Here is a 21022-nt window from a genome sequence, read left to right as displayed (position 1 = left end):
CACCCTCAAGCTTTGCTACATCAAGGCGAGCGATCAGCGTCGCTTGGCCATCTCGTTGATGAAGCGATCGAACAATGGCGCCACGTCGTTCGGGCCAGGGCTGGCTTCCGGGTGACCCTGGAAGCTGAAGGCGCTCTTGTCGGTACGCTCGATCCCTTGCAGGGTGCCGTCGAACAGCGATTTGTGGATCGCGCGAACGTTGGCTGGCAGGGTGGCTTCGTCCACGGCAAAACCGTGGTTCTGGCTGGTGATCATCACCACACCGGTGTCCAGGTCCTGGACCGGGTGGTTGGCGCCGTGGTGACCGTGACCCATTTTCAGGGTCTTGGCACCGGAGGCCAGGGCCAGCAGTTGGTGACCGAGGCAGATACCGAAGACCGGGATCTCGGTTTCCAGCACGTCCTTGATCGCCTGGATCGCGTAGTCGCATGGCTCCGGATCACCAGGGCCGTTGGACAGGAACACGCCGTCCGGCTTCAGCGCCAGCACATCGGCAGCAGGGGTTTGCGCCGGCACCACGGTCACGCGGCAACCGCGCTCGACCAGCATGCGCAGGATGTTCACCTTGACGCCGTAGTCGTAGGCAACCACGTGGTACGGCAGCTCGGAAGCCTCGATGGTCGCGTGGCTGTCGGTTTTCAGATCCCAGACAGTCGAGCGCCATTCGTAGCTGTCCTTGGTGCTGACAACCTTCGCCAGATCCATGCCTTTCAGACCAGGAAAACCCTGGGCGGCGGCGATGGCGGCCTCTTCGGAAATGTTGTCACCGGCCATGATGCAGCCGTTCTGCGCGCCTTTTTCACGCAGGATGCGCGTCAGGCGGCGGGTGTCGATACCGGCGATGGCCACAACGTTGTTGGCCTTCAGGTAATCGGACAGGGACATCGTGTTACGCCAGTTGCTCGCCACCAGAGGCAGGTCACGGATGACCAGGCCAGCGGACCAGACGCGGTTGGACTCGGCGTCTTCCGGCGTGGTGCCGGTGTTGCCGATGTGCGGATAAGTCAGGGTAACGATCTGTTGGGCGTAGGAAGGATCGGTAAGGATTTCCTGATAGCCGGTCATTGCGGTGTTGAACACCACCTCACCAACGGTCTGACCGTCGGCTCCAATGGCTTCGCCGCGAAAAATGCTGCCATCAGCAAGGGCGAGTATGGCTGGCTTAGTCAAGAAGACCTCCCGTAAATAAAGCCTGAAAGGGCGATCGCAGGTTGTAAAAAAGCGGAGTGACGTATGGACACGTCACCCCGCTTCTTCACTGAATTATTCTGCGCGCTTTTAGTGGACACACTAAAGCTGTAGCTTACAGAAAAAGGCCTTTTCGGTCTACCGCCAATGAGCCTTAAAGGCTGGAGAATGCGACAGGACGTCGCTTGGCGGAACAAAACCGGGCTCAAACGCTGTGCGCGAGCCCGATTTCGGGTGCATCTTAACGCAGATCGAGCACGTCTTGCATGTCGTAAAGGCCAGGTTCGCGCCCGTCCAGCCACAATGCAGCACGTACCGCGCCCTTGGCGAAGGTCATGCGACTGGACGCCTTGTGGGTGATCTCGACACGCTCGCCGTCGGCGGCGAACAGCACGGTGTGATCACCGACGATGTCGCCGGCACGCACAGTGGCGAAGCCGATGGTTTCACGATCACGCGCACCCGTCTGGCCTTCACGACCATACACCGCCACTTTCTTCAGGTCACGACCCAGCGCATCGGCAATCACCTCGCCCATGCGCACGGCAGTGCCGGACGGCGCGTCGACTTTATGCCGATGGTGAGCCTCGGTGATTTCGATATCGACGTCGTCACCCAATACGCGAGCAGCCGTGTCGAGCAACTTCAGGCACAGGTTGACCCCGACACTGAAGTTGGCCGCGAAGACAATCGGAATGTCCTTGCCCGCTTCCGCCAGCAACTGCTTTTCTTCAACACTGAAGCCCGTGGTCCCGATGATCATCGCCTTGCCGTGTTTACGGCAGAAAGCCAGGTTCTTCAGGGTCACCGTCGGGTGCGTGAAGTCGATCAGCACGTCGAACTCGTCGACCACTCGATCCAGATCGCCGGACAGCGGCACGCCGATGCGACCGATAGCCGCCAGCTCACCGGCATCCGCACCGACCAGCGTGCTGTCAGGACGATCCACTGCCGCCGTCAACCCGGCGCCCGGCGCCTGTTGCACCGCTTCAATCAGGGTCTTGCCCATGCGCCCGGCGGCGCCCATCACTGCAATACGTCGCATGCCTGTCTCCTTACAAATCGCCGAAGAAGCGTTTCACGCCTTCGAACCAGCCTGTGGTTTTCGGCGAATGGCTGTTGTCGTCCGCCAGCGAACTGCGGAATTCCTCGAGCATTTCACGCTGGCGACGGCTCAGGTTGACCGGCGTCTCGACCGCCACACGGCACATCAAGTCGCCCGCACCACCGCCACGTACAGGCGCCACACCCTTGCCACGCACACGGAACTGCTTGCCGGTCTGAGTCCCCTCAGGAATCTTCAACTTGACCCGGCCATCGAGGGTCGGAATCTCCAGCTCGCCACCCAGCGCCGCGTCGACGAAGCTGATCGGCACTTCGCAGAACAGGTGCTTGCCATCACGCTGGAAGATCGAGTGCTCGCGCACGTTGATCACCACGTACAGATCGCCAGTCGGGCCACCCTGGGCACCCGCCTCGCCTTCGCCGGACAGACGAATGCGGTCACCGGTATCAACGCCGGCCGGCACTTTCACCGACAGGGTCTTGTACTCTTCGACGCGACCTTCGCCATGGCAGGAATCGCACGGATCGGAAATGATCTTGCCCTGGCCATGGCAGCGCGGGCAGGTCTGCTGCACCGAGAAGAAGCCTTGCTGCATGCGCACCTGACCGATACCGCCGCACGTCGGACAGGTCACCGGCGAAGAACCTTTCTTGGCACCGGAGCCGTCGCAAGGCTTGCAGTTGACCAGCGTCGGAACGCGGATGTTCACGGTCGTACCGCGAACCGCTTCTTCCAGGTCCAGCTCCAGGGTGTAGCGCAAGTCACTGCCGCGCTGAGCGCCGCCACGGGAACCGCCGCGACCGCCACCGAAGAAGTCACTGAAGACATCGCCAAAGATGTCGGAGAAGTTCTGGCCACCGAAACCGGCACCGCCGCCGCCCATGCTCGGATCGACACCGGCATGGCCGTACTGGTCGTACGCCGCGCGCTTGCTGGAATCCGACAGCACTTCGTAGGCCTCGTTGGCCTCCTTGAACATCTCTTCCGACGCCTTGTCATCGGGATTACGGTCCGGGTGGTGCTTCATCGCCAGGCGACGGTAAGCCTTTTTCAGGTCCGCTTCGCTTGAGCCACGCTCAACACCCAACACTTCGTAATAGTCACGCTTTGCCATAAGTCTTTGCACTCTTGAGGACGTCCGGCAAAACCCTCCTGAGTCTGCCGAACTCGTTGAGCCCCAATACAGGCCCGGACCCAACTCACGTCAATTCAACGATCCTGGTCTTTGTTTCAAAGTGGCACTTTCGGCTCGGAAAGCAGGAGCATTCCCGGCCATGCCAGCAGCATCCGAACTTCGTCGCATGCTGTAAAAATTCGCGTATTCCAGATACGCCAACGCGGGAGCAAGCTCCCGCGCGGCGACATCCTACCAGTCACCGCCTAAAGGCAGTCAACCGGCCGACCAACAACTTACTTGTGGTCTTTGACTTCTTCGAACTCGGCATCGACAACGTCGTCAGCCTTCTCAGCCGATTCGCCCTGCGGTGCAGCGCCTTCAGCAGGCTGAGCCTGTTCGGCGTACATCTTCTGCGCCACTGGAGCGGAGACTTTCGACAGCTCTTCAACCTTGGCGTCGATAGCGGCCTTGTCGTCGCCTTTGACGGCGGCTTCCAGGGCAACTACGGCAGCTTCGATTGCAGTCTTCTCTTCGGCAGTCACTTTATCGCCGGCATCGGTCACCATTTTGCGCGTCGAGTGAACCAGTGCATCACCCTGGTTACGGGCAGCGGCCAGTTCTTCGAACTTGCGGTCTTCCTCGGCGTTAGCCTCGGCATCACGCACCATGCGTTCGATTTCCTCGTCGGACAGACCGGAGTTGGCCTTGATCACGATCGACTGAGTCTTGCCGGTGGCCTTGTCCTTCGCACCTACGTGCAGGATGCCGTTGGCGTCGATGTCGAAGGTCACTTCGATCTGCGGCACGCCACGTGGAGCTGGTGGAATGTCGGCCAGGTCGAACTTGCCCAGGGACTTGTTCTGTGCGGCTTGCTTACGCTCGCCCTGCAGCACGTGAATGGTCACGGCGCCCTGGTTGTCGTCGGCAGTCGAGAACACTTGCGATTTCTTGGTAGGAATCGTGGTGTTTTTCTCGATCAGCGCGGTCATCACGCCACCCATGGTTTCGATACCCAGGGTCAGCGGGCTGACGTCGAGCAGCAGAACGTCCTTCACGTCACCGGCCAGTACCGCGCCCTGGATGGCAGCACCCATGGCAACTGCTTCGTCCGGGTTAACGTCTTTACGCGCTTCTTTGCCGAAGAACTCGGTGACCAGCTTCTGAACCAGTGGCATACGGGTCTGACCGCCCACCAGGATCACGTCGTTGATCGCGCCAACGTCGATACCGGCATCTTTCATTGCGATGCGGCAAGGTTCGATGGTGCGCTGAACCAGGTCTTCCACCAATGCTTCCAGCTTGGCGCGGGAGATCTTCACGTTCAGGTGCTTAGGACCGGTGGCGTCTGCAGTGATGTACGGCAGGTTCACGTCGGTCGACTGGCTCGAGGACAGTTCGATCTTGGCTTTTTCAGCGGCTTCTTTCAGGCGCTGCATGGCCAGCGGGTCACCCTTGAGGTTCATGCCGCTTTCTTTCTTGAATTCGTCGACGAGGTAGTCGATCAGACGAATGTCAAAGTCTTCACCGCCCAGGAACGTGTCACCGTTGGTGGCCAGTACTTCGAACTGGTGCTCGCCATCGACTTCAGCGATCTCGATCACGGAAACGTCGAAAGTACCGCCGCCCAAGTCGTAAACGATCACGGTGTGATCGCCCTTGGCCTTGTCCATACCGTAAGCCAGAGCAGCAGCGGTTGGTTCGTTGATGATACGTTTCACGTCCAGACCGGCGATGCGGCCGGCGTCTTTGGTCGCCTGACGCTGGCTGTCGTTGAAGTAGGCCGGAACGGTGATCACCGCTTCAGTCACGGTCTCGCCGAGGTAATCTTCGGCGGTCTTCTTCATTTTCTTCAGGATTTCAGCCGAGATTTGTGGCGGCGCCATTTTCTGGCCGTTCACTTCAACCCAGGCGTCGCTGTTGTCAGCCTTGACGATCTTGTAAGGGACCATCTGGATGTCTTTCTGCACGACTTCTTCGTCAAAACGACGACCAATCAGACGCTTAACCGCATACAGGGTGTTGTGCGGATTGGTCACGGCCTGACGCTTGGCCGACTGGCCAACCAGGATTTCGCCATCGTTGGCGTAAGCGATGATCGACGGCGTGGTACGCGCGCCTTCAGCGTTTTCAATAACTTTTGCCTTGCCGTTTTCCAGCACGGAGACGCAGGAGTTGGTAGTCCCCAGGTCGATACCGATAATTTTGCCCATGTTCACTCTCCCGAAACTTTGGATTTGGTTGCCGCAGCAGTGGTGGCTAACTGCGGTAGCACTTAAACGCTTGACTTATAAATGGGGGCCTTGCGGCGGATTTCAAGCCTGTTCGTCAATCGAAGGCGAAACCGGCGCAGGCGCCTTGCTGACCACGACCATCGCCGGGCGCAGCAGGCGTCCATTGAGCTGATAGCCCTTCTGGAACACCTTCAGAACGCTGTTCGGCTCGACATCGGCGCTTTCCTGCATGGCCATCGCCTGATGGTGAACGGCGTTGAACGGTTCGCCATGCGGGTCGATCGCTTCAAGCTGATAACGCTTGAGAGTGTCGTGGAACATTTTCAGGGTCAGCTCGATGCCTTCGCGCATCGGACGGATGCTTTCGTCGTCCGGGCTGGACAGCTCCAGGCCGCGCTCCAGGCTGTCGACGATCGGCAGCAGGTCGCCGGCGAATTTTTCCAGCGCGAACTTGTGAGCCTTCTCCACATCCTGCTCGGCGCGACGGCGGACGTTCTGCAGATCGGCGGCTACACGCAAAGCCTGATCCTGAGCGCCTGCCAGTTGCTCTTCGAGCACTTGTACACGAGCCGCCAGGTCTTCACCCGAAGCCTCGGGCGCCTGGTTGGCGTCTGGGTTTTGCGTATCCACTGTCTGTTCGTCAGCCATAGATTTCTCCTTTCAATATCGTCCGCGAGCTCAACTCGCGCTTCTGCCCAGCTATATGGGGCCGCAAAATCCGGCTTCAAGGGGCGCCGATGATTAACCCTACAAAAAACAATCGCATTGTCATGCCAGCTCGCGATAAGGGATTGGTCGGACCGATCGAATCGAGCTAACGAGGGGCATTGTCAGCCAGAAACAAAACACTGTATAAATAACCAGACCTAACACCTGGGAGCGGCCCATATGCTGGTGCACCTGTCCGTACACAACTACGCCATCGTTGAACATCTCGATCTCGAACTCGATCGCGGGATGAGCGTGATCACCGGGGAAACCGGCGCGGGCAAGTCGATCATGCTCGACGCGCTGGGCCTGACCCTGGGCGATCGTGCCGACAGCGGCGTGGTCCGCCCGGGCGCCGACAAGGCCGATATCCTGGCCACCTTCGATCTGGCCGACATTCCGGAAGCCAGCGCCTGGCTGGCCGAACGCGACCTCGAAAACGACGGCCCGTGCATCCTGCGCCGGGTGATCACATCCGAAGGTCGCTCGCGTGGCTACATCAACGGCACGCCCTGCCCGCTTGGCGATCTCAAGGCGCTGGGCGAACTGCTGATCGACATTCACAGCCAGCACGAACACCAATCCCTGCTCAAGACCGACACCCACCGTCGCCTGCTCGATGAATATGCCGGCGCGACGGATCTGGCCCGCCAGGTTCAACTCGCCGCCCAACGCTGGCGCCAGACCCGCCAGGAACTGGAGCGGCTCTCCAACTCCGGCGACGAGCAACGTGCACGTCATCAATTGCTCAGCTATCAACTCGAAGAACTGGAAAACCTTGGCCTCGGTGACAATGAGCTGGAGCAGCTGGAACAGGAACACAAGAACCTGACCAACGCCGAAACCCTGCTGGGGATTTGCCGGCAAGTCGTCGAACAATGCAGCGAAAGTGATTCCGGGAATGTCCTCAACGCCCTCACCGCCAGCCTCAACCGCCTGTCGAGCGTGAACAGCTCGATCGACGCCCTGGGCGAAGCCAGCAGTTTGCTGACCAGCGCACAGATCCAGGTTGAAGAGGCCGTGGGCGAACTGAACCGCTTCCTCGACAATTTCGATGCCGATCCGTCGCGCCTTCAATACCTGGAAGAACGCCTCGATGCGATCTACACCCTGGCACGCAAACACCGCATCCAGCCGACTGAAGTGGCCGAGATGCAGCAGAAACTGCTGGATGAAATCGAGACCCTGAACGCCAACGACGAATCCATCGAGCGCCTGAGCGATGAGCTGTCGTCCTATGCCCGGCACTACCAGGAAAAGGCCCGGGAACTGAGCGATCTAAGGCATCAAGCCTCGAACAGCCTGGCCAGCGCCGTGGAGCAGGAAATCCAGCGACTGGGCATGCCCGGCGGCCGTTTCACCATTGAACTGCGCCCGAACAGCGGCAACGAACTGCTGCCAAACGGGCTCGAACAGGTAGAACTGCTGGTCAGCGCCAACCCCGGCCAGCCGCTGAAGGCCCTGGCGAAAGTGGCATCCGGCGGCGAACTGTCGCGGATCAGCCTGGCGATTCAGGTGATCACCGCACAGACCTCCCGTGTACCGACCCTGGTGTTCGACGAAGTCGACGTCGGCATTGGCGGCCCGACCGCAGAAATCGTCGGCCAGTTGCTGCGCAGGCTCGGCGAGCGTGGGCAGGTGCTGACTGTGACCCACTTGCCGCAAGTGGCAGCACAAGGCCATCAGCATCTATTTGTGCATAAAGTACGCGGCGAAGATGCCACCCGCACAGCGGTTTCCAAACTGAGCAAAAACGAGCGCGTCGAAGAAGTCGCACGGATGCTGGGCGGCATTGATCTCACCAAGGAATCCCTGGCTCACGCCAAGAAAATGGTCGTCACTGCAAAAATCTAAAGCGAACCCTGTAGGAACCATGTGCAAACCCGCACATGCCGCAGAAAGCACGAAGGCGACCCTGGGGTCGCCTTCGCTCGTTTCGCGAACGGATGTTCGCGCGACATGCTTACTTTTTCTTGCGTACGTACAGCACCAGATTGTGATCAACCATCTCGAAGCCATACTTGTCGACGATTGCTTTCTGCAGCCGCTCGATTTCTTCATCGAAGAATTCGATCACTTCGCTGGTTTCGACGTTGACCATATGGTCGTGATGCTTTCCGTCGTCCAGCTCGAAGACCGCGTGGCCTCCGTCGAAGTTGTGCCGCACCACAAGGCCAGCTGCCTCGAACTGGGTCAGAACACGGTAAACCGTGGCCAGACCGACGTCCTCACCAGCCTCCATAAGGGCCTTGTAGACATCCTCGGCACTCATGTGGCGTTGCTCGGCGGAGTCGAGCATTTGCAGAATTTTGACCCGTGGCAGGGTCACTTTGAGGCCGGCTTTGCGTAGTTCGCTATTTTCAACCATGGTCAGCTTTCTCGCGATGCTGCTTCGCAGCTTCTCTTAATGCGGGTATGATCGGCGTTTACGTTGTCCCAGCCAAGATAGTGGAAGTCGCCCACCGATGCAAAACACCAAGCTCTTGCTAACCAGTTTCACCTTTGTGGGACTGCTCGCACTCGCCGGTTGTTCATTCCCCGGGGTTTACAAAATCGACATCCAGCAGGGCAATGTCGTCACGCAGGACATGATAGACCAGTTACGCCCGGGAATGACCCGCAAGCAAGTACGGTTTATCATGGGCAACCCTCTGCTGACTGACACGTTCCATGCCGATCGCTGGGATTATCTGTACAGCCTGCAACCGGGTGGCGGTGAACGCCAACAGGAACGCATCAGCGTTATCTTCAACCCAAATGATCAGCTTGTCAGCCTCTCTGGTGATTTCATGCCAGGCGTGAGCCGTGACGAAGCCATTCTCGGCAAGGACAGCGGCACGACAGTGGCTGCCCCGGCAGAAAACGTCGAGAAACCAAAACCGGAAAAACCGGTCAAGCCAGGTTCGCTACTGGACCAGATCCAGAAGGACGTCGACGGCGTAGAAACCGTGCCGGTCCCGACGCCGCAACCACTGGACACCTCGCCGCAATAATTTGCGACGCAATAAAAAGCCCGGCATGTCCGGGCTTTTTATTGCCTGAAGTTCAAGCCCCTCACTGATTCCTGGCTTTGGCTTCAGCAGCTTTTGCAGCGCGCAGACGACGCACCTCTTTCGGATCGGCCAACAGTGGTCGGTAAATCTCGATACGATCCCCGGCCTGGACTGGCCGACTCTCCGGGTCAGCCACCACCTTGCCGAAGATCCCCACAGGGCAATGGGCCAGATCCAGCTCCGGAAACTCTTTGTCCACGGCCGACCTGAGCAAGGCCGCACGCACGGACGTTCCGGCAGGCACGACCACTGTCAGCAGCACCTGACGGTCTACCGCCGCGTAGACCACCTCGATTTCAATCATGACCTCAACCATGTATCTGCTTGGCACGCTGGCAGAACGCATCCACCAGTGTGTTGGCAGCCTGGTTGAACAGCGGCCCCAAGGTGGCACGAACCAGCGGCCCGGCGTAATCGAACGACAAATCGAGACTGATCTTGCAGGCTTTGTCGGTCAGCGCCTTGAATACCCAGATGCCATGCAATTGGGTGAACGGGCCCTCTTCGAGGTTCATTTCGATCGACTGCCCAGGAACCAGGGTGTTGCGTGTGACGAAATGCTGGCTGAGGCCGCCCTTGGCCACCCCAACGCTCGCCCGCATATGTTCGGGTGAGCTCTCCAGGACTTCGGCCGACGAGCACCACGGCAGAAACTCCGGGTAGCGCGCCACGTCGTTGACCAGGTCATACAGCGCTTGTGCCGGGTACGGCAGCAAGGCCGAACGCGAAATGTGTGTCGTCATGTCAGCGTCACTTCCACAGCTGGGCGGCAAACACTACAAGGATGCCGATGGGCGCCACATAGCGCATCAAGAACAAGGACAGACCAAACAGCGCAGGGTTGCGGATCGACAACTCGTCGCGCACCGCTTCACGCCCCATGATCCAGCCCGCAAACACCACGAAACACAAACCGCCAAGCGGTAGCATGAGTCGCGAAGTGAAGAAATCGATCACGCCAAAGAAGTCGAGACCACCGGTTGCTCCCCATTGGTAGAGGTGGAACACCCCGCCTTCGTTCACGAAGAACTTGGCCTCCTTCCAGATATTGAAGGAAAACACCGTACCCAGGCCGACGAACCAGCAGCTGAAAGCCAGCCAGAAGGTGACCCAGGCACGACTCACTTTAGTGCGTTCCACCAGGTAGGCCACCATCGGTTCAAGCAGGGAAATCGCCGAACTCCAGGCAGCGACCGCCACCAGCACGAAGAACACCACCCCCATCAATTGCCCGAACGCCACGTTGCCGAAGGCAAACGGCAGGCTGACGAACATCAGCCCCGGTCCTTCGCTCGGGTTCAGGCCCGCCGCGAAAACAATCGGAAACAATGCCAGGCCAGCCACCAGGGAAACGAAGGTATCGAGTAGCGCCACCCCAACGACAGTCCCCGATATCGACGAGCTCTTCGGCATGTAGGCGCCATAGATCATGATCGAACCGACGCCCACGCTCAGGGAAAAGAACGCATGCCCCATCGCGGGCAACAAGCCATCCATAACCTTTTCCGGGTGGAAGTCGAACATGAAATGCACGCCCTCCATGAAATGACCCGTGGTCATGCTGTAGCCCAGCAGCACCAGGACCATCACGAACAACAACGGCATCATGATGCGCAAACTGCGCTCAAGCCCGGCGACCACGCCCCTTGCGATCACCACCGCTGACAGCAGCATGAAAATCGTGTGCCAAAGTGTCAGGCGCCAGGGGTCGGCAATGACATTGCCGAAGTAAGCCCCCACCTGATCCGCGGTCACACCCTGAAAGTCGCCACGCCCCATGTCGATGATGTAATCCAGCGACCAGCCGCCCACCACACTGTAGAACGACAGGATCAGCAACGCCGTGATCATTCCGGCAAATGCGCCCCAGGACCATTTGCCCGAGTGCCCCGCCTCGACCGCCAGCGCCTTCAAGGCATTGGCCGGGCTCTGTCGTGCACGCCGACCGATCAGCGTTTCGGCCAGCATGACCGGCACGCCAATCAGCGCGATGCAGGCCAGGAACATCAGCACGAAGGCACCGCCGCCATAGACGCCGACCATGTACGGGAATTTCCAGATACTACCCAGCCCCACGGCCGAACCGGTCGCGGCGAGTATGAAGACCCAGCGGCTAGCCCAACTGCCGTGGACAGAAACCTTGTCTGTCGACATCGTTATCACGCCCAAGCGTTCAAAAAAGAGGCCGCATTGTCCGGGATTCAATCAACCTGCTCAAGCACGTAGCAACCCCGTAGCCGACTCTGTTGTAACTCCCTATAATGCCGCCCCTATGGCTAAACAGAAGAAACACCCAACAGGGACCATCGCGCAAAATAAAAAGGCGCGACACGATTACTTCATCGAGCACAAGTTCGAGGCCGGTCTGGTCCTGGCCGGCTGGGAAGTAAAAAGTCTGCGGGCAAGCAAGCTGCAACTGGTTGACAGTTATGTCCTGCTCAAGGATGGCGAAGCCTGGCTGCTCGGCAGCCACATTACGCCCCTGACGACCGCCAGCACCCACGTCATCGCTGACCCGGTGCGCACCCGCAAGCTGCTGCTCAACCGGCGCGAGCTGGACAAGCTGGCCGCTGCCGTGCAGCAAAAGGGTTATGCCTGCGTGTGCCTGTCCTGGTACTGGAGCAAGCACATGGTCAAGTGCGAGATCGCCCTGGGCAAGGGCAAGAAGGAATACGACAAGCGTGATACCGAGCGCGAGCGCGACGCGGGTCGCGAGTTGCAGCGTGCGGTGCGCAACAAGGGCAAGGAAGAGTAATACTTTCGCCTTGAGGTCCCCTTCGCGGGCAAGCCCGCTCCCACAGGGTTTCGGTGTACCGGTGGGAGCGGGCTTGCTCGCGAAAGCAATCCCACAAGCCATACAAATCCGACTGACTACATCCCCTTGCGCCGCTCCGCCCGGGCCATGCGCTGCACTTCCTGACGCACTTCTTCCAGCACCTCCTGCACGTACAGAATGTGCCGACTGGAAACTTCCCGCGCCTGCTCAGCCCGCCCTTCGATAATCGCCTGGTACAACTCCCGATGCTGCGTGATCAGCATGTCGCGGGTTTCAGTGCGCTGCTTGTACATGCCACCGATGTTGGTCACTACGTTGCGCTTGAGCAAGTCGAACAGCCCGCGAATGGTATGCAGCAGCACGGCGTTGTGGCTGGCCTCGGCGATCGCCAGGTGAAAACTTGCGTCCGCGGCCCCCTCTTCGGCACGACTCACCTCTTCGTGACGCGAATAACAGTCCTGCAACGCATTGAATGCCGCGGTCAGCCGCTCGCGATCCACATCAGTGGCGCGCAACGCAGCGTAGTAGGCGCAGGACGCCTCCAGCGTATGGCGAAACTCGAGCAGATCGCGCTGCGCCTCGGGATTGCTTTCCAGCAGATGCAACAAGGGATCACTGAAGGTGGTACCCAGTGATTCCACCACATAGTTGCCGCCGCCCTGGCGACTGACCAGCAGCCCCTTGGCGGTCAGCTTCTGAATGGCCTCACGCAACGAAGGGCGGGACACGCCAAATTGTTCGGCCAACGCGCGCTCGGCCGGCAAGCGCTCTCCGGCCTTCAGCGTGCCCTCGAGGATCATGCCCTCAAGCTGCTCGACAATATCGTCAGACAAACGGCGCTGACGAATCTGATCAAACCCCATAACTCGATTTCTCCACGATCCGACGGCTCGCCGGGGCTCTATTCTGGCCTATCGGCGCCACACCAGCACCTGTCACAGCGCATTTGTTCATGCCAGACAGACGACCTGCGCACTTTGCATTCGACAAAAGTTTTAGGGCGGCAAATTGACACACCGCCTACAAGGCTTTTACCCTAGCCAACAGCGATTGTAAATTGGTCTTACCAATTATCCAAGAACGCTGATCAGTGCCTGACCAACAACAATTAGGGGCCACCCCATATGCAAACCTGGCAACAGCTCTATACCCCGCTCGGCAGCCTCGGCCTGTCCGCACTCGCAGCCGTCATCCCCATCGTGTTTTTCTTCCTCGCCCTGGCCGTGTTCCGCCTCAAAGGGCACGTGGCCGGCAGCATCACCCTGGCGTTGTCGATCCTGGTGGCGATCTTCGCTTTCCAGATGCCGGTCGATATGGCGCTTGCCGCCGCCGGGTATGGCTTCGCCTATGGCCTGTGGCCGATTGCCTGGATCATCGTGGCAGCGGTGTTCCTCTACAAGCTGACGGTCAAGAGCGGTCAGTTTGAAGTCATCCGCAGTTCGGTCCTGTCGATCACCGACGACCAACGCTTGCAGGTGCTGCTGATCGGCTTCTGCTTCGGTGCATTCCTGGAAGGTGCCGCCGGTTTCGGCGCGCCAGTGGCGATTACCGCCGCACTCCTTGTAGGACTGGGCTTCAACCCGCTGTACGCCGCCGGCTTGTGCCTGATCGCCAACACCGCGCCGGTGGCCTTCGGCGCCTTGGGCATTCCGATCATCGTGGCCGGGCAAGTGACCGGTATCGACGCGTTCAAGATCGGCGCCATGACCGGCCGCCAACTGCCGTTGCTGTCGCTGTTCGTACCGTTCTGGCTGGTGTTCATGATGGACGGCCTGCGCGGCGTGCGGGAAACCTGGCCAGCAGCCCTGGTGGCCGGTTTGAGCTTTGCCGTGACCCAGTACTTCACCTCGAACTTCATCGGCCCGGAACTGCCGGACATCACCTCGGCCCTGGCCAGCCTGATTTCCCTGACCCTGTTCCTGAAAGTCTGGCAACCAAAACGCGCCGCCGGCCAGCACATCGTCGGCGCTGTCTCGGCCTCCGTGGTGAGCGCCAGCGTCGGTGGATTCGGTCAGAAGCGTACAACCGTGGCTTCGCCTTACAGCCTTGGGGAAATCTTCAAGGCCTGGTCGCCATTCCTGATCCTGACCGTACTGGTCACCCTCTGGACCCTGAAGCCGTTCAAGGCGATGTTCGCCGCCGGCGGTTCGATGTACAGCTTCGTGTTCAACTTCGCCATTCCGCACCTGGATCAGATGGTGATCAAGGTCGCGCCGATCGTGGCCGCGCCAACCGCCCTTCCGGCAGTGTTCAAACTGGACCCGATTTCCGCCACCGGCACAGCGATTTTCTTCTCGGCGCTGATCTCGATGCTGGTGCTGAAGATCAACATCAAAACTGGTCTTACCACTTTAAAAGAGACCTTCTACGAGCTGCGCTGGCCGATCCTGTCCATCGGCATGGTGCTGGCGTTCGCCTTCGTCACCAACTACTCGGGCATGTCCTCGACCATGGCCTTGGTGTTGGCAGGCACCGGTGCAGCCTTCCCGTTCTTCTCGCCGTTCCTCGGTTGGCTGGGTGTGTTCCTCACCGGTTCCGATACTTCGTCCAACGCTCTGTTCAGTTCGCTGCAAGCAACCACCGCGCACCAGATCGGTGTCAACGACACCTTGCTGGTGGCGGCGAACACCAGCGGCGGCGTGACCGGCAAGATGATCTCGCCACAATCGATCGCCGTGGCCTGCGCCGCGACCGGCCTGGTGGGCAAGGAATCGGATCTGTTCCGCTTTACCCTCAAGCACAGCCTATTCTTTGCAACGATTGTCGGCTTGATCACCCTGGCTCAGGCCTACTGGTTCACCGGCATGCTGGTGCACTAAGGACTACAAGCAAAACGGCAAAAACCGACGCCGGGCCACGCCCCCGGCGTCCGCAATTCACACCCCGGTCTGTAAGGCTGCTGAAAGCTTCCGGCTCTATATTCAGCGGCCTCAACAGACGAATAACCGGGACCACCCGGAGACACGCCTGATGAGCGAGCTTTTTTACAACGCTGTGCCGAATGCGACCCGTGTCGCCCCGCCACTGCCCGAGCCTCGGCAATACCCCAGCGAGAAACCGTCACGGGTCTACCTGTTCGGGACCTGCGTGGTCGATTTGTTCTACCCCGAAGCCGGGATGGATGCGATCCACCTGCTGGAACGCGAAGGCATTCGTGTCGAGTACCCGCAAGGGCAAAGCTGCTGCGGACAACCGGCCTACACCTCGGGTTACACCGAACAGGCACGGACCGTGGCGCGCTCGCAACTGGCGCTGTTTGCCGGGGATTATCCGGTGGTGGTGCCGTCAGGCTCTTGTGCCGGGATGTTGCGCGAACACTATGCCGACTTGTTCAAGGACGAGCCGCACACGTTGAAACAGGTTCAGGCGCTGGCTGCCAGAACCTTTGAGCTGGCCGAGTTCCTGCTGTTCGTCTGCAAGGTGCAGCTCAAGGACAGCGGCGAGCCGGTGAAAGTGGCGCTGCACACTTCGTGTTCGGCACGCCGCGAAATGAACACCCACCTGCACGGCCGCGAGTTATTGTCGCAGTTGAGCAATGTGGAGCGGGTCAATCACGATCACGAAAGTGAATGCTGTGGCTTTGGCGGAACATTCAGCGTCCGTATGCCAGACATTTCCGGCGCGATGGTGGCTGACAAGACCCGGGCGTTGAAGGAGTCCGGCGCGCACAAGGTATTGAGTGCCGATTGCGGCTGTTTGATGAACATCAACGGCTCATTGGAAAAACAGCAGGAAGCGTTGCGCGGTCAGCATCTGGCCAGCTTCCTCTGGCAGCGTACCGGAGGTGCCCGATGAGCACCTCCACGATTATTCCTACGGTTGCCGTAGAAGAAGATTTCCGCACCCGCGCCCACAACGCGCTGGGTGACGCGCAATTGCGAGGCAACTTTCGCAAGGCGATGGATTCACTGATGACCAAACGGGCAGCGGCGTTCAGCGATGCCCATGAAAGAGAACACTTGCGCGCATTGGGCAATGCAATCCGTGCCCGCGCGCTCTCGAAGTTGCCCGACCTGCTCGAGCAACTGGAACAGAACCTGACCCGCAACGGTGTGACAGTGCACTGGGCGGAAACGGTGGACGAGGCCAATGGCATCGTCCTCTCGATCATCCGCGCTCACGAGGGGCGGCAAGTGATCAAGGGCAAATCGATGGTCAGCGAAGAAATGGAGATGAACCATTTTCTGGCTGACCGGGGCATTGAATGCCTGGAATCGGACATGGGCGAGTACATCGTCCAGCTCGACCACGAGAAGCCTTCACACATAATCATGCCGGCAATCCACAAGAATGCCGGTCAGGTCGCGTCCTTGTTCCACGACAAACTTGGGGTGGAATACACCAAGGACGTTGACCAACTCATTCAGATCGGTCGCAAGGTCTTGCGGCAGAAATTCTTCGAAGCGGACATCGGCGTCTCCGGTGTCAACTTCGCCGTAGCCGAAACCGGCACCCTGCTGCTGGTGGAAAACGAAGGCAACGGGCGCATGACCACCACCGTACCGCCCGTGCACATCGCCGTCACCGGTATCGAAAAAGTCGTGGAAAACCTGCGCGATGTGGTGCCGCTGTTGTCGCTACTGACCCGCTCGGCCCTGGGCATCCCGATCACGACCTACGTCAACATGATCTCCGGCCCGCGCAAGGAGCATGAACTCGACGGCCCACAGGAAGTGCACCTGGTACTGCTCGACAATGGTCGCAGCCAGGCCTTTGCCGACAGCGAATTGCGCCAGACCCTGAACTGCATCCGCTGCGGTGCCTGTATGAATCATTGCCCGGTGTATACCCGAATCGGCGGCCATGCCTATGGGGAGGTTTACCCCGGCCCTATCGGAAAAATCGTCACCCCGCACATGGTCGGCCTGGCGAAAGTCCCGGATCACCCGAGCGCTTCTTCGCTGTGCGGTGCCTGCGGTGAAGTCTGCCCGGTAAAAATCCCGATCCCGGCGTTGCTGCGACGCCTGCGCGAAGAAAACGTCAAGGCCCCGGACAGCCCCCATCAAGTGATGCGTGGCCAGGGCAGCAAGTATTCGCGCAAGGAGCGGTTCCTCTGGAACGCCTGGGCGAAGCTCAACAGTTCGCCGACGCTGTATCGCCTGTTCGGTTTTTTCGCCACCCGTTTGCGTGCCCTCACGCCGAGCAATGTCGGCCCGTGGACGCAAAACCACAGCGCACCGAAACCCGCCGCCCGCTCACTGCATGACATGGCCCGCGAGCACTTTGCCAAGGGAGACCGCTGATGAGCGCCAAGCAAAATATCCTCGCCAAACTGCGTAAAAGTCTGACAGGCACCACGCCGGTGGCCGACAACTTTGATGTCGAACTGGTGACCCAGCCTTACACCTACCCGCCTGAGCAACGCATTCCACAGCTACGCAAACTGATGGAAGCGGTGCACACGGAAATCCACCTGACGTCCGGTGAACAGTGGCCGGTGCTGTTGGCGCAATTGCTGCGGGACCGCCAGTTGCCAAGCCTGCTGATCGCACCGACAACGCCCCACGGTCAACGCATCACGCAGCACTGGGCGAATAATCCCGATCTGCCGATGCTCAAGACCTACGACCGCCCGGTTGAAGAATGGAAAGCCGAGCTGTTCAACGACACGCCGGCGAGCCTGACCGGCAGCCTCGGTGCCATCGCGGCAACCGGCAGCCTGATTCTCTGGCCGACCCGGGAAGAACCGCGCTTGATGAGCCTGGCGCCACCGGTGCATTTCGCCCTGCTCAAGGCCAGTGAAATCCGCGACAACTTCTATCAGGTGCAGCAGGAGTTCGAATGGGCCCAAGGCATGCCGACCAACGCACTGCTGGTGTCTGGCCCGTCGAAGACCGCCGACATCGAGCAAGTGCTGGCGTACGGCGCCCACGGCCCGAAAGACCTGGTGGTGCTGATCCTGGAGGACCAATGAGTCTACCGGCCGCTTTCCTGCGAGATGCACAGCAACTGATTCCTCAAGAGCGACGGTTCGACGACCCGCTGTCGACCCTGGCCTTCGGCACCGATGCCAGTTTCTATCGATTGATTCCGCAACTGGTGATCCGCGTCGAGTCCGAAGACGAAGTGGTGGCGCTGCTGCAACTGGCGCAACGCGATCAGGTGCCGGTGACCTTCCGCGCCGCCGGTACCAGTTTGTCCGGTCAGGCGATCAGCGACTCGGTGCTGATCGTGCTGGGGGACAACTGGAACGCACGCGAGATCCGCGACCAGGGCACGCAAATCCGCTTGCAACCGGGTGTGATCGGCGCCCAGGCCAACGCCTGGCTGGCGCCGTTCGGGCGCAAGATCGGCCCGGACCCGGCCTCGATCAACGCTTGCAAGATCGGCGGCATCGTCGCCAACAACGCCAGCGGCATGTGCTGCGGCACGGCGCAAAACACCTACCACACCCTGGCCGGCATTCGTCTGGTGCTGGCCGACGGCAATCGTCTCGACACTGAAGATGCCGCCAGCGTCGCGGCGTTTCGCCAAAGCCATGCCGCGCTGCTGGAGCGCCTGGCGACGCTGGGGCGCGAGACCCGCGCGAATGCTGATCTGGCTGCGAGAATCCGCCATAAATACCGTCTGAAAAATACCACCGGCCTGTCGCTCAATGCCCTGGTGGATTTCGACGAGCCTGTGGATATCTTGAGCCACCTGCTGGTGGGCTCCGAGGGCACGCTCGGGTTCATCAGTGCGGTGACCTACGACACGGTGATCGACCACCCGAACAAGGCCTCGGCCCTGATTGTCTTCCCGGATGTAGAGACCTGCTGCAACGCGGTCACCGTACTGAAAAGCCAACCGGTGTCGGCCGTGGAACTGTTGGACCGGCGCAGCCTGCGCTCGGTGCAGGACAAACCCGGCATGCCGCCTTTCGTACAGCATCTGTCGAACAATGCCTGCGCCTTGCTGATCGAATCCCGCGCCGCCTCGTCCGCCCTGCTGCATGAACAACTGGCGCAGATCATGGCGTCGCTACAGGCGTTCCCGGTGGAAAAGCAGGTCGACTTCACGGAGGACCCACAGGAAAACGCCCGTCTCTGGGCCATCCGCAAAGACACCTTCCCCGCCGTCGGTGCGGTGCGCAAGACCGGCACCACGGTGATCATCGAAGACGTCACCTTCCCGGTCGAACAACTGGCCATCGGCGTCAATCGCCTGATCGAACTGTTCGACAAACATCATTACGATGAAGCGATCCTTTTCGGACACGCCCTGGAAGGCAATCTGCACTTCGTCTTCACCCAAGGCTTCAACAACGCGCAAGAAGTCGCACGCTATCAGGCGTTCATGGATGACGTGGCGCAATTGGTGGCAGTGGAGTTCGGCGGTTCGCTGAAAGCCGAACATGGCACCGGGCGCAACATGGCGCCATTCGTCGAGCTGGAATGGGGCAGCGATGCCTACCAGCTGATGTGGCAACTCAAGCGTCTGCTCGATCCCAACGGGATTCTCAACCCGGACGTGGTGCTCAGCGAAGATCCGCAGATCCACCTCAAGCACCTCAAGCCCTTGCCGGCCGCCGACGAGATTGTGGACAAGTGCATCGAGTGTGGCTTCTGCGAACCGGTCTGCCCGTCGAAGGGCCTGACGCTGAGCCCACGCCAACGCATCGTGATCTGGCGCGACATTCAGGCGCGAAAACGCGCCGGCATCGATACCACCGAACTCGAAGCCGCTTACGAGTACCAGGGCATCGATACCTGCGCTGCCACCGGCCTGTGCGCGCAACGTTGCCCGGTCGGCATCAACACCGGCGAGCTGGTGAAAAAACTCCGTAGCCGCACGGCAACCCATACGAAAACCGCCAACTGGCTTGAAGGAAATTTCGCCACGGCGCTACAAGGGGCGCGGTTCACCCTGCACGTCGCCAATGGCGCACGGATGTTGTTGGGCGCGCCACGCCTGGCAAAACTCTCGGCGACGCTGACGAAGCTGTCCAAAGGTCAGGTCCCGCAATGGACCAACGCCATGCCGCAGCCGGAAAAAGCCATCCGCTTCAGTCCCGCCGTGTCGGACGAACGCCCGCGGGTGGTGTACCTGGCAGCGTGTGTGTCGCGGGTCATGGGGCCAGCAGCGGGGGATAAAGAGCAGGTGTCGTTGTACGACAAAACCCGCGGACTGCTGGAAAAGGCCGGTTACCAGGTGGTCTTCCCGGACAATCTGGACAACCTCTGTTGCGGCCAGCCATTCGCCTCCAAAGGCTACGCCGAACAAGCCGAACACAAACGCCAGGAGCTGATCGGCGCCTTGCTGCACGCCAGTCGCGGCGGGCTCGACCCGATTTATTGCGACACCAGCCCCTGTACGTTACGGCTCACTCAAGACCTTGGCGATGTTCGACTGGACCTCTACGACCCGGTGCGTTTCATCCGCACGCACTTGGTGGATCGCCTCGACTTCACACCACAGGAAGCGCCGATTGCGGTGCACGTCACCTGCAGCACTCAGCACCTTGGCGAAAGTCAGGCGTTGATCGATCTGGCGCGCAAATGCAGCAAAAACGTGGTCATTCCCGAAGGCATTCACTGCTGCGGCTTCGCCGGCGACAAGGGCTTCACCACGCCGCAATTGAATGCCCATTCGCTGCGCACACTCAAGGACGCGGTACAGCAGTGCAGCGAGGGGATTTCCACCAGTCGCACTTGTGAGATCGGGCTGACGCAACATGGCGGCATTGATTACCACGGTCTAGTCTATCTGGTGGACCGCGTTACCCAGGCTAGGGTGCCCTGATAGCAGGACCCAAGGAAGGTGCAAAGATGTACCTACTTGCCGGAATCGATAGCTCCACAGTAAAAAACAGAACCCTGAGGTGCCGCCGCAGTCCACTGATCAAGTCCCGTAAATGCGGGACTCTCCCAACACTCGGTAGCCCGATTTGATGGCCAGCAATGC

18 protein-coding genes are annotated in these 21022 nt (G+C 59.9%); 8 read left to right on the top strand and 10 right to left on the bottom strand.

Going from position 1 to position 21022, the window contains the following annotated elements:
* Window positions 1-33: 33 nt before the first annotated feature.
* The 5 genes from carA to grpE form a co-directional block, all read right to left on the bottom strand.
* On the bottom strand, window positions 34-1170 hold the full coding sequence (gene carA, locus AC3WN7_RS09555) for a glutamine-hydrolyzing carbamoyl-phosphate synthase small subunit (protein ID WP_095965946.1): 1137 nt from the start codon (window positions 1168-1170) through the stop codon (window positions 34-36).
* Window positions 1171-1429: 259 nt separating this feature from the next.
* Window positions 1430-2233: a 4-hydroxy-tetrahydrodipicolinate reductase gene (gene dapB / locus AC3WN7_RS09550; protein ID WP_007973131.1), complete on the bottom strand. Its 804-nt coding sequence runs from the start codon at window positions 2231-2233 to the stop codon at window positions 1430-1432.
* A gap of 10 nt (window positions 2234-2243) precedes the next feature.
* Window positions 2244-3368: a molecular chaperone DnaJ gene (gene dnaJ, locus AC3WN7_RS09545; protein ID WP_007973132.1), complete on the bottom strand. Its 1125-nt coding sequence runs from the start codon at window positions 3366-3368 to the stop codon at window positions 2244-2246.
* Window positions 3369-3664: 296 nt separating this feature from the next.
* Window positions 3665-5581 carry a molecular chaperone DnaK gene (gene dnaK / locus AC3WN7_RS09540; protein ID WP_007973133.1) on the bottom strand — a complete coding sequence of 639 codons (1917 nt, stop codon included), beginning with the start codon at window positions 5579-5581 and terminating at the stop codon, window positions 3665-3667.
* A 102-nt stretch (window positions 5582-5683) separates the two neighbouring features.
* The gene (gene grpE / locus AC3WN7_RS09535; protein WP_007973134.1) at window positions 5684-6250 is read right to left on the bottom strand and encodes a nucleotide exchange factor GrpE; all 567 of its coding nucleotides are present in this window, start codon (window positions 6248-6250) and stop codon (window positions 5684-5686) included.
* A 240-nt stretch (window positions 6251-6490) separates the two neighbouring features.
* Here grpE and recN point away from each other — a divergent pair, with 240 nt between their 5' ends.
* A complete protein-coding gene (gene recN / locus AC3WN7_RS09530) occupies window positions 6491-8164 on the top strand; it encodes a DNA repair protein RecN (RefSeq protein WP_102674122.1) in 1674 nt (557 codons plus the stop codon).
* 109 nt (window positions 8165-8273) lie between these two features.
* Here recN and fur read toward each other — a convergent pair whose 3' ends face one another.
* Window positions 8274-8678 carry a ferric iron uptake transcriptional regulator gene (gene fur, locus AC3WN7_RS09525; RefSeq protein WP_003197684.1) on the bottom strand — a complete coding sequence of 135 codons (405 nt, stop codon included), beginning with the start codon at window positions 8676-8678 and terminating at the stop codon, window positions 8274-8276.
* A gap of 97 nt (window positions 8679-8775) precedes the next feature.
* Between fur and AC3WN7_RS09520 the strand changes: the two genes are divergently transcribed.
* Complete coding sequence (locus AC3WN7_RS09520) at window positions 8776-9303, top strand: outer membrane protein assembly factor BamE (protein WP_007973139.1); 528 nt, start codon at window positions 8776-8778, stop codon at window positions 9301-9303.
* A 61-nt stretch (window positions 9304-9364) separates the two neighbouring features.
* Here the strand turns inward: AC3WN7_RS09520 and AC3WN7_RS09515 are convergent, their stop codons facing one another.
* From AC3WN7_RS09515 to AC3WN7_RS09505, 3 genes are read right to left on the bottom strand one after another with little or no spacing between them, the layout of a single operon-like run.
* Complete coding sequence (locus AC3WN7_RS09515) at window positions 9365-9679, bottom strand: RnfH family protein (protein ID WP_102674123.1); 315 nt, start codon at window positions 9677-9679, stop codon at window positions 9365-9367.
* Entirely contained in the window at window positions 9672-10106 is a 435-nt protein-coding gene (locus AC3WN7_RS09510; RefSeq protein ID WP_046038689.1) for a type II toxin-antitoxin system RatA family toxin, read from the bottom strand. The genes AC3WN7_RS09515 and AC3WN7_RS09510 overlap by 8 nt, the downstream gene beginning before the upstream one ends.
* A 7-nt stretch (window positions 10107-10113) precedes the next feature.
* On the bottom strand, window positions 10114-11517 hold the full coding sequence (locus tag AC3WN7_RS09505; RefSeq protein WP_102674124.1) for a sodium-dependent transporter: 1404 nt from the start codon (window positions 11515-11517) through the stop codon (window positions 10114-10116).
* A gap of 118 nt (window positions 11518-11635) precedes the next feature.
* Here AC3WN7_RS09505 and smpB point away from each other — a divergent pair, with 118 nt between their 5' ends.
* The gene (gene smpB, locus AC3WN7_RS09500; protein WP_095965952.1) at window positions 11636-12118 is read left to right on the top strand and encodes an SsrA-binding protein SmpB; all 483 of its coding nucleotides are present in this window, start codon (window positions 11636-11638) and stop codon (window positions 12116-12118) included.
* Between the two features lie 116 nt (window positions 12119-12234).
* On the opposite strand, the gene AC3WN7_RS09495 is transcribed toward smpB, so the two are convergent.
* Complete coding sequence (locus tag AC3WN7_RS09495; RefSeq protein ID WP_102674125.1) at window positions 12235-13002, bottom strand: GntR family transcriptional regulator; 768 nt, start codon at window positions 13000-13002, stop codon at window positions 12235-12237.
* A 261-nt stretch (window positions 13003-13263) separates the two neighbouring features.
* Between AC3WN7_RS09495 and AC3WN7_RS09490 the strand changes: the two genes are divergently transcribed.
* The 5 genes from AC3WN7_RS09490 (at window position 13264) to AC3WN7_RS09470 (ending at window position 20860) form a co-directional block, all read left to right on the top strand.
* Window positions 13264-14958, top strand: coding sequence for a lactate permease LctP family transporter (locus tag AC3WN7_RS09490; RefSeq protein ID WP_102674126.1), 1695 nt, complete (start codon window positions 13264-13266; stop codon window positions 14956-14958).
* A gap of 151 nt (window positions 14959-15109) precedes the next feature.
* Window positions 15110-15934 (top strand): (Fe-S)-binding protein, encoded by an 825-nt coding sequence (locus tag AC3WN7_RS09485; RefSeq protein WP_095965955.1) that lies wholly within the window; start codon window positions 15110-15112, stop codon window positions 15932-15934.
* Window positions 15931-17382, top strand: a complete 1452-nt coding sequence (locus AC3WN7_RS09480) for a LutB/LldF family L-lactate oxidation iron-sulfur protein (protein ID WP_102674127.1) — start codon at window positions 15931-15933, stop codon at window positions 17380-17382. Before AC3WN7_RS09485 ends, AC3WN7_RS09480 begins: the two co-directional genes overlap by 4 nt.
* Window positions 17382-18053 (top strand): LutC/YkgG family protein, encoded by a 672-nt coding sequence (locus AC3WN7_RS09475; protein ID WP_102674128.1) that lies wholly within the window; start codon window positions 17382-17384, stop codon window positions 18051-18053. The genes AC3WN7_RS09480 and AC3WN7_RS09475 overlap by 1 nt, the downstream gene beginning before the upstream one ends.
* Complete coding sequence (locus AC3WN7_RS09470; RefSeq protein WP_102674129.1) at window positions 18050-20860, top strand: FAD-binding and (Fe-S)-binding domain-containing protein; 2811 nt, start codon at window positions 18050-18052, stop codon at window positions 20858-20860. The genes AC3WN7_RS09475 and AC3WN7_RS09470 overlap by 4 nt, the downstream gene beginning before the upstream one ends.
* Window positions 20861-21022 lie beyond the last annotated feature (162 nt).

It is taken from the genome of Pseudomonas sp. FW305-70, assembly GCF_058783925.1.
This window is presented reverse-complemented; position numbering and strand designations above follow the sequence as displayed.

Excerpts from the sequence above, each read along its gene's own strand:
- dapB (WP_007973131.1), bottom strand. The coding sequence starts at position 2,233 with ATGCGACGTATTGCAGTGATGGGCGCCGCCGGGCGCATGGGCAAGACC.
- dnaJ (WP_007973132.1), bottom strand. The coding sequence starts at position 3,368 with ATGGCAAAGCGTGACTATTACGAAGTGTTGGGTGTTGAGCGTGGCTCA.
- dnaK (WP_007973133.1), bottom strand. The coding sequence starts at position 5,581 with ATGGGCAAAATTATCGGTATCGACCTGGGGACTACCAACTCCTGCGTC.
- grpE (WP_007973134.1), bottom strand. The coding sequence starts at position 6,250 with ATGGCTGACGAACAGACAGTGGATACGCAAAACCCAGACGCCAACCAG.
- recN (WP_102674122.1), top strand. The coding sequence starts at position 6,491 with ATGCTGGTGCACCTGTCCGTACACAACTACGCCATCGTTGAACATCTC.
- fur (WP_003197684.1), bottom strand. The coding sequence starts at position 8,678 with ATGGTTGAAAATAGCGAACTACGCAAAGCCGGCCTCAAAGTGACCCTG.
- AC3WN7_RS09520 (WP_007973139.1), top strand. The coding sequence starts at position 8,776 with ATGCAAAACACCAAGCTCTTGCTAACCAGTTTCACCTTTGTGGGACTG.
- AC3WN7_RS09515 (WP_102674123.1), bottom strand. The coding sequence starts at position 9,679 with ATGGTTGAGGTCATGATTGAAATCGAGGTGGTCTACGCGGCGGTAGAC.
- AC3WN7_RS09510 (WP_046038689.1), bottom strand. The coding sequence starts at position 10,106 with ATGACGACACACATTTCGCGTTCGGCCTTGCTGCCGTACCCGGCACAA.
- AC3WN7_RS09505 (WP_102674124.1), bottom strand. The coding sequence starts at position 11,517 with ATGTCGACAGACAAGGTTTCTGTCCACGGCAGTTGGGCTAGCCGCTGG.
- smpB (WP_095965952.1), top strand. The coding sequence starts at position 11,636 with ATGGCTAAACAGAAGAAACACCCAACAGGGACCATCGCGCAAAATAAA.
- AC3WN7_RS09495 (WP_102674125.1), bottom strand. The coding sequence starts at position 13,002 with ATGGGGTTTGATCAGATTCGTCAGCGCCGTTTGTCTGACGATATTGTC.
- AC3WN7_RS09490 (WP_102674126.1), top strand. The coding sequence starts at position 13,264 with ATGCAAACCTGGCAACAGCTCTATACCCCGCTCGGCAGCCTCGGCCTG.
- AC3WN7_RS09485 (WP_095965955.1), top strand. The coding sequence starts at position 15,110 with ATGAGCGAGCTTTTTTACAACGCTGTGCCGAATGCGACCCGTGTCGCC.
- AC3WN7_RS09480 (WP_102674127.1), top strand. The coding sequence starts at position 15,931 with ATGAGCACCTCCACGATTATTCCTACGGTTGCCGTAGAAGAAGATTTC.
- AC3WN7_RS09475 (WP_102674128.1), top strand. The coding sequence starts at position 17,382 with ATGAGCGCCAAGCAAAATATCCTCGCCAAACTGCGTAAAAGTCTGACA.
- AC3WN7_RS09470 (WP_102674129.1), top strand. The coding sequence starts at position 18,050 with ATGAGTCTACCGGCCGCTTTCCTGCGAGATGCACAGCAACTGATTCCT.